Raw genomic sequence first — 14,213 nt, 5'->3', positions numbered from 1 at the left:
TGTTGGATAAGCATAAAGAAAAACTTTTAGACGGGAATTTCTTTATGCTTTTATTGTATCACCATACCCCACAATTTATTTTTATCTTTGTGGGGTATACACAGTTTTTTTGTGGGGTATACACAGTTTTTTTGTGGGGTATACACAGTTTTTTTGTGGGGTATTATCCTGTTAAACCTTGATAATACTGACTTTATCACCGCGCAAAAGAACAAAAGATTAAAATATAAAAGATAAACTTATAATAGGCTGCGCCTTTTTCATGCTGAAAAATAAAATCAGAAGATTGACCATACCTAATTTATGACCGCTGTTTTTAAGGCCATATAAGCGCTTTTGAGCGCAATTAAGCATCATCCATATAAAATACTGTATGTAACGAATAAAACGCCATAAAAGACTTACAAGGAGCTTTTTATGGCGTTCTATTCGTTATAGGTGTTTTCTCGCAGAATATGATTAATGACTTACTAACCCATAATATTTTATCTACATACGAGTTTAACGTATCTATTCACAATCAAATCACTAGTCTATTCTGAAAATCGGATGACTAAAAACAGTAATGACTAATCATTTTATTAAATGGCCATCGATCACAAAATAATGGCATTAAATCTTAAAAAAGTTGGATGTACAAGCAATTATTTGCAAGGATCATAACCGAATGAAATGAGGGCAATGCGCACTTACACTCTTGACACCTGTCAAGAGTAGTTTGCCAAGGATTTCATCCTTGGTTTTTCCTTGTCTCAGAAGGCTAACGCCAACCATTAATTAATTACATTATGCAGGATCCAATGGCTATAAGATAAGCGAGCACTCATCGTAATTAACCATGGATGATTCACCTCAAAAATTTGAATTTCCGTTTCTAAATACAGAAGTGTTTTACCATGATTAAAGGTTAAAATTGGTGCTGGGAAATCGGGTCTGGTCGCAACCTGATGTACACTTTGCCGTGAGTTCATCTCCCAACGGTCTTTTAAGTCTTCTCGTGATAAAAGTTTTGGCAACTGTTCTTTCTCAACTAACACTTGTTTTTTGAGTTGTGTCGTTAATTCTTCCTTAGCCGCATTGGGATGCCAATCATTTAAAATATCATATGCGTTATTACCTAAATCTAATTCCATGAATAGTCCTCCTAATATGGCATGGTTACAAAATAAAATATTCACCGCGGATAGTAAACTTTACTATCATCGCCATGAAATACTTCAACGCTCAGATGGTAATAATTATCATAGATACCAGCTTGATACATAGCTTGCGTGATGTTGTGTAGCATGGGCGGTTCTAAGATACGTTCACGTAGCAACCAGAAATGTTCATTATCATTTTGAATAAACACACAGCACCGTTTATCTTTCACATTAAACACACGGATTTCACGGCCGTCATCATAGCGAATAATAGCTTGTAAGGCTAAATTAGTATTGGTCATATACTCATCAAAATTAGTCATGATTCATCACCAAAATAATGATCGAGTAATAGATAACCCAGTAAGTCAGTATCCCCGGTATTATCTATGGTGGCGTCAAAATGAACAAATACGGGCTAATTCAGGGAGATTAGTTGGCGTTATTACCCAAAATCAATTTGATCTAACATTGTTTCGCGACTTGCTTGATCTAACCCGAGATAAGTAAGCGTCATAGCCTCACTCGAATGATTCAATAAGTGCATGACTAAACCAATATTATAGTTTGATTGCGTATAAACGCGATAGGCACCTGTTTTACGCATGGTGTGTGTGCCCAGATAGTTAATTCCTAATAGGTCACCAACACGTGCCATCACCTTATAAAACTGCTTCTCTGTGATATGTTGATCTGGATGGGACGTTGAGGGAAATAACCAATCCGAAGTGATATTCTGTTGGACTAGCCAATCATGATATTGCAGCAAGTCTTGTTGCACAGGCTTTAAATATAATGTATTTGCTTTACCAGTCTTTTTATCATGAATAAAGGCCGTGTGTTTAACAGATCCATCTGGATTATAGACATCGGATTTCTTTAACGTCATCACATCACTCACCCGCAGCAAGGTGGCCTTGCCGACTTGAAAGATAGTGTAATTACGGCGACCCGCCCGAAAACTATCTAATAAGGTGTCTTGTACCATTTTTAAGACGTTAGAGTCTTTTATTGGCAGTACGATTTGTTGAACCATAGTTAAATTACCACCTTTCAAAGGTCACTTTATTGTTAGTTAAATGAGCTAGTATTTGTATCTTTTTATATAATGCATCTTTAGAAAAATTAACGTAGACATGATATTTACTTGAGTCTATAGCTTTAGTTAATTTAGTACCTTTCCCTGACACGCGCTCTAGCGTCCCTAGTATTTGTACAGTATTTGGTTCAGTCGAATTTATTAAATCTGTTAATTTAGATATATCTGATGACAGAACAAGTGTAGATACTAATTTAGTAAAGACGTCTCTGTAAGAGCTTCCTGTATAATGCTGTCCACCAAATAAAATCGAGATAGTATCGTTGTCTAGAATAGGGTCCAACCGATTAAATTTGGTATCATCACTAGCAAATAAGTCAATATTTGCGATATCTATCAATACCCTTTCCACTTTCGATAACAAGGATAAGGCAGAAAATTGGCTTAATTTATCAATATAGCTCTGATTACCTTGGGTATTATTATCTAGTTCGATTTCTGCACGTTTCATTTTTTCAATTATTTTTCGTTCTAGCAGATCTAACTGTGCTTTTGATAAATGGCCATCTTCACGGCCAAAAAATATTAATTTATTCCACCAAGGCTTATTAATATAATGTTGCTGCAACCGATTAAAAATAGCATTTGATGCTTGACCGATATATCGTTTATCATCACCTAACAATATATAGATACCAGGTTTTTTAGACTCATCAATCAACTGAATGCTAGTTAGATCATCTTTATTCGCAATGACCACAAATGATGGTTCGTCATAGAATATTGAAATATTATCATTCCCGGACTCTCGATTGATAAATATGTGATTGGGCATGTGATCATCGACCTCGTTTTTTAAGTACTATTATATCACCTAACAAAAAAACGGCCCCCATTATCTACTAGTCAGATAATGGGGGGCTGTTTTGATAGTCTTTTTGAGGGGTTATTATATAATTATAACCCCTGTATGGACATGTTTTGTTAATTGAGATTGTATCCGAATTTACGACTTAATAAGGCTTGTTTCCACCAGTTTTCTCTTTCAAAAATATATTTATCTGATGATTTGCCATCCGCAATTTCCAGAATTGAATATTGGAAGTACTGCTTAATATACTCAAAGGATAATTTCTTAAATTCTTCATTACCACCATGACCGGTCAAAACATAGGCCTGCCAACGCCCCCAGATCATGTTAGCTCCATAAGCAGATCCGACATATTGCTTACCTGATTTAGTATCAGTTATTAAATAGATTCCTTTTTGATTCTGTAAAGCGGTGCGCCATTCACGATTGTTACGTGAAATAATTTGATGCAGTTGAGACCAACTCACTGTCACGTTAGCATATCCTGGAAAATCACGCTCAGAAAAGCGATTACTTAAAATTTCAACCACTTCCATTTGATCGATAATGGTTTCTGGAAGTCTAATTAAATTTTGCGACGTGTTGTGAAAGTTTACAATTACACGACCAAAGTACTTTTCGAAAGCTTCTAAGGGACGAGCATCGTACCAGTAATGAAGCTGATCATCAATACTTGGTAATGCCATATTTTCAGACACTTCTTTGACCTGCGTTATTTCTAAAACGTGAGTTAACAACCAGTTATCGCCAGACAGGCGAATTAGACCAATGACCTTCGTACCAACCTGGAAACCTGTCGATTTATTCCCTCGCCAAAGATAATGGCTAATAGGATCATCAGGGTTATTCCTATATCTCTCTAACGGATTTTGTTCGGTATCTTGTCCCCAAGATAAAACCAGACGAATACGGAAATCCGATAGATCTTCAATTGATAATATATCGTTTAATTTAATCACGTTTAATATATACCTTTACTCGCATTTTCAAGGTTACGAGACGTATAGAGTGTTGCCTATTTGATTATGTTAGCGCTATTAGACAAACATTTTTTGTAAGTAACCGTTCTTCTGTTTATTGAGCAAATCTAACTGTCGCTGATGAAGAACGATAGTTTTGTCTAATTGTGTAAAGAATGAACCTATTTTGGCTTGTTCTTCATATTTAGGTGTTGGGAAATTCATCATAGAGAAGTCTTTTCCTGTAATTTGATTAATCGTAGCTCCCAAACTTTTATGGACGGCGCTGATGTCAAGATTATGACACTTAACGATAGCTTACTGCTTGTTGATGGCCTCTACAATATCTTTGGTAGCATCAACAGATTCTCCATCCTCAGTTTCACTTAAAATCACTTCAGCAACAGGTACTAAGCTGTTTTCCAAAGCGTCTATCTCTTCATCGCTCATCCTTATACTCCTTATCCTCACTTAGACCCACCTATCAGGGTCCATTAATCATTATCGCCCCTTTCAAATCTTATAACAACTTTTATGGACCCCAAGAGGACGTATAAATGTTTACTGTTATTAGGTATAAAAGTAGTGAATTAAAGTAAATTATTATGATATTTTCCCCAATGAGAAGAAAATTTGGAATTTTATTCTAAAATCCATTTGGACTTTTCGCCTATTCATGACTCGTTTAAGGCCATCTTTTCTGCCTGTGTCACAACAGTATCAATCGCTTCTGCTGCAAAATCAGGCGGATATCCAAATTGACGTAGCAGTTTCTTAACAGCCACCCGCATTTGCGCACGTGCTGAATCACGTCGTACCCAATCAGTTCCAGTATTCTTACGCACTTCTTCGACCAACTTGGCTGCCAATTGATGCAACTTTTCTTCACCCATTTCTTCACGAGCCTTATCGTGATCGGCTAATGCATCATAAAAAGCAACTTCTTCAGGTGACAAACCGAGTTTTTCACCTTCCTTCTGCGCCTTATTAATATCCTTAGCCATGTCAATTAATTGTCGAATCACAATTTCGGTAGTCAATCCACGGGCGTTGTACGACTCAATTGAAGCTGCCAACATCTCATCAAACTTCTTAGCTTTAACTAAATTTGTACGAGTCAATGCTTTAACTTGTCCCTTTAGTAATCGTTCCAACAAGTCCAATGCCAGATTCTTTTGCGGCATATTCTGAACTTCGTCCAAGAACTCATCAGACAGCAAGTCTAGTTCTGGACGATCCAATCCAAGATCCTTGTATAAATCAACAACTTCACCAGGAATAATAGACTTATCTAGCAGCTGACGCATACGATAGTCAATTGACTTCTCGCCACCGCCTTCACTAGTGACAATCATTTTAATCATGGCATTCTTCAATGCAACAAAGAAGGCTAATTCTTCAGAAATAGTCTGAGCTTCTGATGTCGTAGCGACTAGAGCAAACGCACGTTGTAATTGCGTTACTGTATCACGGAATGCGGTTTGACGTTCAGTTAACTTGTCTGGATCAATAGGTTCAGCATTGTTATATGGAGTTGCGTTTACAGAAAATTCTTCTGGTGAAAGTAAATCGTTCAGCACATTTCGGAATGTTTCAAGTTTCAAAGAACGATCACTGGAATTAAAGTTTGAATAATCAACGCCATATAAATAATCACGTGTAATGATGTTATATTTTTCTTGCATCACACTAATAGCCTTTTCGATGTTAATCCCAGCTTGCTCTTGGTCGGATGGTGAATACTGTTGTAACGCTGATTTCAAATTGTCAGCGATCCCAATATAATCCACAACTAGACCTGAATCTTTGTCCTTAAAAACACGATTAACGCGGGCGATTGCCTGCATCAAATTGTGTCCCTTCATTGGCTTATCGATGTACATAGTATTAGTTGAAGGCGCATCGAATCCTGTCAGCCACATATCAACAACAATAACAATTTTCAACTCGTCAGCATCATTCTTCATACGACGTTGCAAGTGTTCACGTTCCTTCTTGTTCGTGTGGTGCTTAGTTAGATACTCATCATCAGAGGCATTAGCTGTAAATATAATTTTTATCTTACCCTTATCCAAATCGTCAGAATGCCACTCCGGACGCAGTTTCACAATGGCATCATAGATAGCAACTGCGTTTCGACGGGACATAGCTACAATCATACTTTTACCATCTTCAGCCTTTTGACGTGTCTCAAAGTGTTCTACAAAATGTTCAGCTAACTTCTTCACTCGAGGTGCAGATCCAGCTAGTGCTTCAAGGCGTGCATACTTTGCCGTATCTGGATTTTCATCTAAATCATTATCCAGGAACTCGATGACTTCTTCGGTCAATTCCGCTTTATCCAAATCTAGTGGGATAACGTGACCTTCATAATAAATTTTAACTGTTGCATGGTCTTCTACCGCTCGGGTCATATCATAAACATCAATATAATCACCAAATACGGCCCTAGTAGACTTGTCAGACATATCGATTGGCGTACCAGTAAAACCAATGTACGAGGCGTTTGGCAAAGCATCGCGAAGGTACTTAGCGTAACCATACTTAGTTTCACCATCCTTAGAATACTTTGCCCCTAAGCCGTACTGTGTTCGATGTGCCTCATCGGCCATAACAATCACATTGTCACGGTTTGTTAAAACTGGCATGTCGGTCTCGCCATTTTCAAAATCAGGTGAGAATTTTTGCATGGTCGTGAACACAATACCACCAGAATTTACACTCAATAGACGACGCATGTCTTCACGTGAATCGGCCTGATTAGGCTCCTGACCCAAGAATTCACTTGCAGCTGCGAACGTGCCTGACAGTTGATTATCCAAATCGTTACGATCATTGATGACAACTATCGTGGGATTGCCGAGTTCACGACCGACAATTCCAGAGAAAAAGACCATCGACAACGATTTTCCCGATCCTTGCGTGTGCCAAACAACACCAATTTGATTGTCACCCGGTGTCTCAACAGCACGCTTAGCAGATGTCACTGCCTTGTTAACCATATAGTACTGATGATACGCGGCAAGAATCTTGATTGTCTTATCGCCATCTGTTTCAAATATGATAAAGTTCTGAATCAAATCCAACAAAGTGATTGGGTTCATCATTCCTCGAATAAGGCTTTCTAGCTGAAATAGCGGTTTAGAACTACCGTTCACTTCCTCAGGCAACCGCCATTGCATGAATCTCGACGCATTAGCTGTTAGAGAACCAGCTCGTGCCTGAACCATATCAGCAGTAACCAATATTTCGTTATAACGCATGAAATTGGAAATTTCACGTTTGTACGTCTGGAACTGGTTGTAAGCATTTGAAATACCTGCATCTACATTCGACAGGTTCTTAAGTTCAAACGTCACCAACGGTAGTCCATTGATATATAACACAATATCCGGACGACGGTTGTGATCCCCTTGCAAAACAGTAACCTGGTTTGTCACTACAAAATCATTAGATTCAATGTTCTTGAAATCGATTGGTCGCAAAGTCAATGTTCGATTTTCACCATTAACAGAACGTGAAATCTTAACGCCTTCAATTAAGAACTTGTGCATCTTATGATTATCAATCATCATGTCAGGGCTATCTGCAAGACGCTGCATCTGGCGCACAGCCTCACTATAATCGTCATCCGTATATCCTGGATTCAAGCGTTCAAAAGCCAAACGTAAACGACCGGTCAACAAAATGTTGTGTTCATCACTTCCACGCTCTAAATAAATCTGTTCATTGCGTCCGCCATTACTGGTAGCACGCATATCTTGATAACCTTGAGCAACTAACCAATCAATGGCTTGTTGCTCAACATCGTCTTCTAAAGTAAACGAACTTGCACTCATAGTAATTACCTTTCCTATAACCTATGTATCACATTGTACCCCAATATGAAAAGATTCATTTTTGTATGCATTATACTGTTGTAGTAATGGTATATGTGTAGATGATAAGTTACTTGAGGTACCATTTACTTTAAACACCATTGATTGTGATAATCTCACTCCAAATATATTATTTCAGGAGTGAATTATGCAAGCAGAACTATTAACCCAAATCACGGCACTCGTTGGATCACAATTTGCAGATTCTATATCTAATATTCTTAGTAACTATGACATCACTCGCAAAACAGCACCTATCCCTCCAACAAATACTCAACTCCTAAACTTATTTCTTTCTGCTAAGACGATTGAGGGTAAATCACCAAAGACCCTGATGTACTACAAAAACACCCTGACTCGATTGTTAACCACTACTAAAAAGACCATAGAACAAACCACTACCAATGATCTTAGAAATTATCTATCAGACTTTCAGAATACGCATGGGGTAAGCAACGTCACTATTGATAACATCCGTCGTATTTTATCCAGCTTTTTTTCTTGGCTGGAGGACGAGGATTTCATCATAAAATCCCCAATGCGTCGTATTCACAAGGTAAAGACAATCAAGGTTGTTAACAAAACTTTATCTGATGAAGATCTTGAAAAGATTCGCGAGACGGCTTCATCTTATAGGGATCGTGCCATTATTGAGTTTCTGGCATCAACTGGGGTTCGTGTTGGAGAAATTGTTAACCTTGATATCAACGCGATTAGACTAGCTGAACGTTCTGCCATTGTTCTTGGAAAGGGGAATAGTGAGCGTGAAGTTTACTTTGACGCTAGAACCAAAATTCACCTAGAACGTTATCTAAAAACTAGAACCGACAAGAACGAAGCATTGTTTGTTTCACACAAAAGGCCAAACAATCGTCTAACCATTGGTACAATAGAATCAATCGTTAAAAAGATTGGTGAAAAATCATTGGTTAACCATGTTCACCCACACAAATTCAGGCGCACGTTGGCTACTAGAGCAATCGATAAAGGTATGCCCATTGAACAAGTACAAAAGTTACTGGGACACGTACGAATTGATACTACAATGAACTACGCAATGGTAAACCAAACTAACGTAAAAATATCTCATAGGAAGTATATTGGATGACAAAAGTAAAATTAGGTGACTATGTCTCACTTCAAACACACAAAGTTGACAACATTACAGCCGTTAATACGAGTTACGTTTCAACAGAAAATCTTCAACCAAACAAAAACGGGGTACTGTTCCCAGCGGCCTCCATGCCCTCTTCAGGAAAGGTGAATTTCTATGGTGTCGGAGATATTCTTGTTTCAAATATTCGTCCATATTTCAAAAAAATTTGGATGGCCATTAACCCTGGTACACACTCAAGTGATGTTCTGAATTTTCGGACCAAGTCCCCCAAGCTTACTCAAGAGTATCTATATATTGTTCTTGAGAGCGACTCTTTTTTTGACTACGTTACATTAACTTCAAAAGGAACAAAAATGCCTCGGGGTGACAAGGATGCCATCATGGACTTTGAGTTTTCTTTGCCCAGTCTTGATGTACAACAAAAACTCTCCAACACCATCATGGCATTGGAGAGAAAAATTTTAATGTCTAAACAAGTAAATGATAATTTAGCCGCCTAATTCAACAGCTTTTTAAGCAAAGTATCTCGTGTATCCATCAATGTACGAATTTCTTGAGTGTTCGAGTTCAGGTTATCAATCAACTTGGTCAAAATTGTAACGTCATGTTCAAGAATAACTGGAATTTCAAGGGCCCTAAAGTCCGTTTTGTTGAACTTTTGTTGCGCTGATCCTGATGTAATCGAGTCTATGTCATGTTGCCCAATTCTAGATTTGAAATAGAAATATAGATAGTCAGTCAACCATGATTCTTCAGATTGAAGAAAGACTACGTTATTGCCGGCAACCATCGGCACATCAAGATAAGGAACATGATAAACGCTTCCCACGTCACCGACATTTGAAATAATCACCTCGCCTCCAAAAAGCCGAGATTTTTTCAGGAATTCATAAGAACTTTTCGTCACAAAACGTCGATCGCCATTTAAATCCGCTTTTAGGTCTGTATTTCTCAAAAAGAGAGCATACCCGCCGTCTTCAACAATTTCGACATTGTCTTTCAAAGCCTTAAAACTACCGTTGGCGACGTGATCTGAAACGGTAAGGTTCATGCTTTTTATCGTGGATACCGGATAGTCATTTTTAACAAGCATCTCTTCCGTGTACGTGATTCCTAAATCAAGTAAATTATCATTTACGTCATTCAAAACATTAATTTTGTCCTCGATCGGGCTCAAAATCCCAACGATCCGTTGCTGTTCTTGATATGACGGTAGATCAAATTCATAGTCTAGGATTTTCGAAGGAGACGTGTGCCTAACGGTTGTCCCAGTTGCTCCGGATACTATATATGCATGATACTCGCGGGTACGCATAGCATAATATAGGTATTTCTTCAGTACAACTTCCTCGACATTTGGTAATACCTCAACCCTACCAAGTCGTTGGTTATGTAGCATCACCCTATCGCTGACTGGAATAATTGCTGGATAACCCAGTGTGTCGCCAGCTTTTGATAAATCTGTCATGCTCACAAACATGTCGCCAGCTTTAAACTCATATTCCTTTGGATACTCAGTTGTCAAAGATAACCACTTTCCTTTTCCAAACTGAAATCCGCCTCCTATGGTGACGTTTCCAGGAGTTAAAATTTGAAGTTGCGTTGGCTGATCTGAAAAGTCTTCTCCTTTAAATGCATATCCATGTTTGATTGAAATAAGATCTTTGAGCTTAAATTTCATAACCAATCTCCTTTAGAGCGTCACGAATTTGATTCTCAAGTTCGGCGCTCTTTTTGAATTGGTCTGAAAGTTCCGATGTTAGTCGAGCCATCTTCTCTTCATACGGCTCACCATCGTCTTCCTGTTCAGCAAGACCTACATAACGACCAGGAGTCAAAACGTAGTCATTTTCACGAATCTCTTCAATAGTTGCCGCCTTACTAAATCCTGCTACATCTTCATAGACCTGATCATTGGTCCCACGGTAGGCGTGGTAAGTATCTGCAATCTTCGTGATGTCTTCTCGTGTGAACTCCTTGTGAGTACGATCAGCCATGAATCCCAATTCACGGGCGTCAATAAACAATGTTTCGCCATTACGCTTACGTTCATCGCTTGATGCTTTGTTCATATCGATAAACCACAGTGAAACTGGAATCCCTGTTGAATAGAACATTTGCCCTGGCAAGGCCACAATTGCGTCAACCTTGTCGTCTTCCAAAATGGCCTTTCGGATGGCATATTCTTCCTTTGTACTTGTTGAAAGCGCACCATTGGCCAACACAAATCCAGCCTTACCATCGGGTGCCAACTTGCTAATCATGTGTTCAATCCAAGCGTAATTGGCGTTTCCTTCAGGTGGGACGCCATAAACCCAACGGGAGTCGTCTTGAAGCTTATCTCCCCCCCACTCCTTTAAATTGAAAGGCGGGTTAGCAAGAATGTAGTCAAAACGCTTGCCCTTGTGCAAATCATTCGTGAACGTGTCTCCTTGATGAGTTCCAAAATCATTATCGATTCCACGAATTGCCAAGTTCATCTTTGCCAACTTCCAAGTTGTAGGGTTAGCCTCTTGACCATACACTGACAAATCTGAAATAACACCTTGGTGCTCACGGACAAATTCTTCCGACTGGACGAACATTCCACCAGAACCAGCCGCAGGGTCATAAATGCGTCCCTTGTATGGCTCCAGCATCTCAACCAGCGTACGAACAATTGAACGAGGCGTATAGAATTCTCCACCATTCTTACCTTCTTGTGCAGCGAAATTGCTCAAAAAGTACTCATACACGCGGCCCAACACATCATTCTTTCGCGACTCTTCATCACCAACTTTGATATTCGAAATAAGATCAATAACTCCACCAAGACGAACCTTATCCAGATCTGGTGATGCGTAATTCTTTGGCAGCACACCCTTTATTTGATCGTTTTCTCGCTCAATTGCTTCCATCGCTTTGTCGATAGTCTCACCAATTTCAGGTGTCTTTGCGGCCGAAGCAATTACATCCCAACGCGCTTCTTTTGGTAGCCAAAAGATATTCTCAGCCGTATACATATCACGATCTTCCGCGTCTTCGGGGTAGTCTGAATTAATCAGTGATTCATACTTTTCATCAAAAGAATCAGATACGTACTTCAAAAAAATCAATCCCAAAACCACGTTACGATATTGGGAAGCATCCATACTTCCACGCAATTGGTCAGCCGCTTGCCACAAAGCATCTTCAATTTTTAGTTCTGCCGTTTTCTTAGCCATTCCTATTCCTCTACCATTCATTGTTGTTTATTTCATTTTACGTACTGAACAAATATATTCATACACAAATATAAAACCAGTCGCACCTTCGGCGTATAAAGACATTTAAAGGTGTTCGAATTTATATTCAGCCATTTAACTAACTTCTTTTCTTTGTTTGTTGGCTCTATCTACCAAAATGCCACCATTTTTTTGTTTTATGTTGGCGATCCGCAGTGCTAGTTTCCTGTTCGGGTTTGTTTTTCGGTGACAACTCTTTCTCACCATCATGAGGCGTCATCGCTAAAGCTTCCAAATTCTGGATTTTTGCTTTGTAATCCTCTAGCATTTTTTTGTCTTGTAAGGCTAACCGTTGTTGCTGATCTAATAATTTATGTAGCTCTTTCTTTTCAGATTGAAGTTCCAATACTAAATCACGGAGGAATTTCACCTCACCTTGCTCGTCAACACGCTCTTTTTCATTGTCGTCAACTACATCTTCATGTTGACGATTTTTTGTTGACGTCTTATCTAAAAACATTGATTTAATAGCCTTTTGACCGTCAATGTTAATGTAAACAGTATTGCCTTTTTTTGACGTAAATTGACGTAAATTGATTGACGAATCTCTTTTTATCTTTTGCCATACAGCCTGCTTTGAAACACCTAACTCATCAGCAAGTTCTCGTATAGTTTTTAAATTTTCACTCATGATCTATATCCTGCCTTTTAACAATTGGTAGATACTGTTCAATCGATTTTTTAAGGTACTTAACAATGTTCTTCTTTGAATAGTCGTCTTGTTTATCTCGGATATATGCTAAGTGTTCTTTTACACCATTTAATCCACGTAACTCTTTTAATTCGTCATAAAGTGGATAAACATTTTTCTGTAGCCCTGACAAAATAGCCGTATCCGTCAAATCAATGTATGACAACAAGAAATGTTCCATCAACAATTTTGTATATGGACTTTTCATAGCTTCATACACGAGGTCTTTTTCACTTTCTTCTTGCCTTATCTTATCGTCAATATAAGCTGGATCATCTAACTTGTAACTAATATCATCTGCCACTGTTTTTTTAGTAATATGAAAGACAATACTATCAATGCTGCGTCCTTTTTTAACTTTCTCGTGCGTCACGTTAAAAGTTGTATGATCATTGATTTCTTTTAAAGAGTTTTTCAAGATATAGCTCTCAAACCTATCAAACCTCTGATACTCATTAACAGTATCAGTCATTTCTCGCAACTCTCGAATACCGATTTTGGGATTACGATAACTTTCTACTTGTTCTTCTCGTCGTCCACCTTTAACGCTGTAGTGATCATATTGGCTGTAATTCATTGATAACCAGCGATACAAAATAATTGCATACTTACTATTCAATTCTGCAATATCTGACAAGGCATGTTGGGTGAAATTGGTTTTGAGATTGATTAAGTAAGGCATGATTTCACGATGAAATTCAATTTTTACTTCGTCACTATAATCCGTCCATTCCACATAAGGGATTGGCACAATACTAACAAACTTAAACCCTTTATCTTGTTCTTTTTTAATCTGAAAAAAAGCTTGTTTCTGCATTTTTTCAATCGCTTGTTTAAAGCGACTGTTCTTATCATTATCATTGACTTTAAAAAAAGCAAACATTTCTTGCTTTGATAAATACACTGTCTGATCTTGAGGTGGATTGTCGGTATCAATTAAAGACACCGCTAGTTCAAACATTTTGAGGGGTGTTTTATCCATCTTGGCAATGGATGTGATTAAACTATTATGTTCGACGACTTTTCGTTTTGATAACTCATTCAAGGTGTGTACCTGCCTTGTCTTTGATTCTGGTATAATTGACATATAAATACGCTCCTTTGGGCGTGTTGTTGGATAAGCATAAAGAAAAACTTTTAGACGGGAATTTCTTTATGCTTTTATTGTATCACCATACCCCACAATTTATTTTTATCTTTGTGGGGTATACACAGTTTTTTTGTGGGGTATACACAGTTTTTTTGTGGGGTAT

General features: G+C 38.2%; 15 protein-coding genes. 3 read left to right on the top strand and 12 right to left on the bottom strand.

The window, feature by feature from the left end:
* Positions 1-182: hypothetical protein (locus tag RTR43_RS24645; RefSeq protein WP_312476483.1), on the top strand; the 182-nt coding region annotated here is incomplete at its 5' end.
* 591 nt (positions 183-773) lie between these two features.
* Here RTR43_RS24645 and RTR43_RS24640 read toward each other — a convergent pair.
* From RTR43_RS24640 to RTR43_RS24605, 8 genes are all read right to left on the bottom strand, one after another.
* Complete coding sequence (locus RTR43_RS24640; RefSeq protein ID WP_277594540.1) at positions 774-1,133, bottom strand: hypothetical protein; 360 nt, start codon at positions 1,131-1,133, stop codon at positions 774-776.
* 41 nt (positions 1,134-1,174) lie between these two features.
* A complete protein-coding gene (locus RTR43_RS24635; protein WP_164240153.1) occupies positions 1,175-1,465 on the bottom strand; it encodes a hypothetical protein in 291 nt (96 codons plus the stop codon).
* 122 nt (positions 1,466-1,587) lie between these two features.
* Complete coding sequence (locus tag RTR43_RS24630) at positions 1,588-2,178, bottom strand: site-specific integrase (protein ID WP_312476475.1); 591 nt, start codon at positions 2,176-2,178, stop codon at positions 1,588-1,590.
* A gap of 7 nt (positions 2,179-2,185) precedes the next feature.
* On the bottom strand, positions 2,186-3,016 hold the full coding sequence (locus RTR43_RS24625) for a GIY-YIG nuclease family protein (protein WP_164240149.1): 831 nt from the start codon (positions 3,014-3,016) through the stop codon (positions 2,186-2,188).
* A gap of 149 nt (positions 3,017-3,165) precedes the next feature.
* The gene (locus RTR43_RS24620) at positions 3,166-4,011 is read right to left on the bottom strand and encodes a GIY-YIG nuclease family protein (RefSeq protein ID WP_164240147.1); all 846 of its coding nucleotides are present in this window, start codon (positions 4,009-4,011) and stop codon (positions 3,166-3,168) included.
* 78 nt (positions 4,012-4,089) lie between these two features.
* Positions 4,090-4,281 carry a restriction endonuclease subunit S gene (locus tag RTR43_RS24615; protein WP_276207289.1) on the bottom strand — a complete coding sequence of 64 codons (192 nt, stop codon included), beginning with the start codon at positions 4,279-4,281 and terminating at the stop codon, positions 4,090-4,092.
* 48 nt (positions 4,282-4,329) lie between these two features.
* On the bottom strand, positions 4,330-4,461 hold the full coding sequence (locus RTR43_RS24610; RefSeq protein ID WP_276207288.1) for a hypothetical protein: 132 nt from the start codon (positions 4,459-4,461) through the stop codon (positions 4,330-4,332).
* A gap of 224 nt (positions 4,462-4,685) precedes the next feature.
* Complete coding sequence (locus RTR43_RS24605; protein WP_312476462.1) at positions 4,686-7,850, bottom strand: type I restriction endonuclease subunit R; 3,165 nt, start codon at positions 7,848-7,850, stop codon at positions 4,686-4,688.
* A gap of 187 nt (positions 7,851-8,037) precedes the next feature.
* On the opposite strand from RTR43_RS24605, the gene xerA reads away from it, so the two are divergent.
* The gene (gene xerA / locus RTR43_RS24600; RefSeq protein ID WP_312476460.1) at positions 8,038-8,997 is read left to right on the top strand and encodes a site-specific tyrosine recombinase/integron integrase; all 960 of its coding nucleotides are present in this window, start codon (positions 8,038-8,040) and stop codon (positions 8,995-8,997) included.
* Entirely contained in the window at positions 8,994-9,506 is a 513-nt protein-coding gene (locus tag RTR43_RS24595; RefSeq protein ID WP_312476459.1) for a restriction endonuclease subunit S, read from the top strand. Before xerA ends, RTR43_RS24595 begins: the two co-directional genes overlap by 4 nt.
* Here RTR43_RS24595 and RTR43_RS24590 read toward each other — a convergent pair.
* The 4 genes from RTR43_RS24590 to RTR43_RS24575 form a co-directional block, all read right to left on the bottom strand.
* On the bottom strand, positions 9,503-10,687 hold the full coding sequence (locus tag RTR43_RS24590; protein WP_312476457.1) for a restriction endonuclease subunit S: 1,185 nt from the start codon (positions 10,685-10,687) through the stop codon (positions 9,503-9,505). The two genes, RTR43_RS24595 and RTR43_RS24590, sit on opposite strands and share 4 nt — an antisense overlap.
* On the bottom strand, positions 10,677-12,209 hold the full coding sequence (locus RTR43_RS24585) for a class I SAM-dependent DNA methyltransferase (protein WP_312476454.1): 1,533 nt from the start codon (positions 12,207-12,209) through the stop codon (positions 10,677-10,679). Before RTR43_RS24585 ends, RTR43_RS24590 begins: the two co-directional genes overlap by 11 nt.
* Positions 12,210-12,375: 166 nt before the next feature.
* Complete coding sequence (locus RTR43_RS24580; protein WP_164240145.1) at positions 12,376-12,900, bottom strand: helix-turn-helix domain-containing protein; 525 nt, start codon at positions 12,898-12,900, stop codon at positions 12,376-12,378.
* Entirely contained in the window at positions 12,893-14,047 is a 1,155-nt protein-coding gene (locus RTR43_RS24575) for a RepB family plasmid replication initiator protein (protein ID WP_312476449.1), read from the bottom strand. Before RTR43_RS24575 ends, RTR43_RS24580 begins: the two co-directional genes overlap by 8 nt.
* Between the last annotated feature and the right edge of the window lie 166 nt (positions 14,048-14,213).

The organism is Neobacillus sp., from assembly GCF_031988165.1.
GTDB lineage: Bacteria > Bacillota > Bacilli > Bacillales > Cytobacillaceae > Neobacillus > Neobacillus rhizosphaerae.
The sequence above is the reverse complement of the archived record's forward strand: the minus strand, read 5'-3'. Positions and strand labels throughout refer to the sequence as shown.

Excerpts from the sequence above, each read along its gene's own strand:
- RTR43_RS24610 (WP_276207288.1), bottom strand. The coding sequence starts at position 4,461 with ATGAGCGATGAAGAGATAGACGCTTTGGAAAACAGCTTAGTACCTGTT.
- RTR43_RS24590 (WP_312476457.1), bottom strand. The coding sequence starts at position 10,687 with ATGAAATTTAAGCTCAAAGATCTTATTTCAATCAAACATGGATATGCA.
- RTR43_RS24585 (WP_312476454.1), bottom strand. The coding sequence starts at position 12,209 with ATGGCTAAGAAAACGGCAGAACTAAAAATTGAAGATGCTTTGTGGCAA.
- xerA (WP_312476460.1), top strand. The coding sequence starts at position 8,038 with ATGCAAGCAGAACTATTAACCCAAATCACGGCACTCGTTGGATCACAA.
- RTR43_RS24635 (WP_164240153.1), bottom strand. The coding sequence starts at position 1,465 with ATGACTAATTTTGATGAGTATATGACCAATACTAATTTAGCCTTACAA.
- RTR43_RS24640 (WP_277594540.1), bottom strand. The coding sequence starts at position 1,133 with ATGGAATTAGATTTAGGTAATAACGCATATGATATTTTAAATGATTGG.
- RTR43_RS24595 (WP_312476459.1), top strand. The coding sequence starts at position 8,994 with ATGACAAAAGTAAAATTAGGTGACTATGTCTCACTTCAAACACACAAA.
- RTR43_RS24580 (WP_164240145.1), bottom strand. The coding sequence starts at position 12,900 with ATGAGTGAAAATTTAAAAACTATACGAGAACTTGCTGATGAGTTAGGT.
- RTR43_RS24630 (WP_312476475.1), bottom strand. The coding sequence starts at position 2,178 with ATGGTTCAACAAATCGTACTGCCAATAAAAGACTCTAACGTCTTAAAA.
- RTR43_RS24605 (WP_312476462.1), bottom strand. The coding sequence starts at position 7,850 with ATGAGTGCAAGTTCGTTTACTTTAGAAGACGATGTTGAGCAACAAGCC.
- RTR43_RS24625 (WP_164240149.1), bottom strand. The coding sequence starts at position 3,016 with ATGCCCAATCACATATTTATCAATCGAGAGTCCGGGAATGATAATATT.
- RTR43_RS24575 (WP_312476449.1), bottom strand. The coding sequence starts at position 14,047 with ATGTCAATTATACCAGAATCAAAGACAAGGCAGGTACACACCTTGAAT.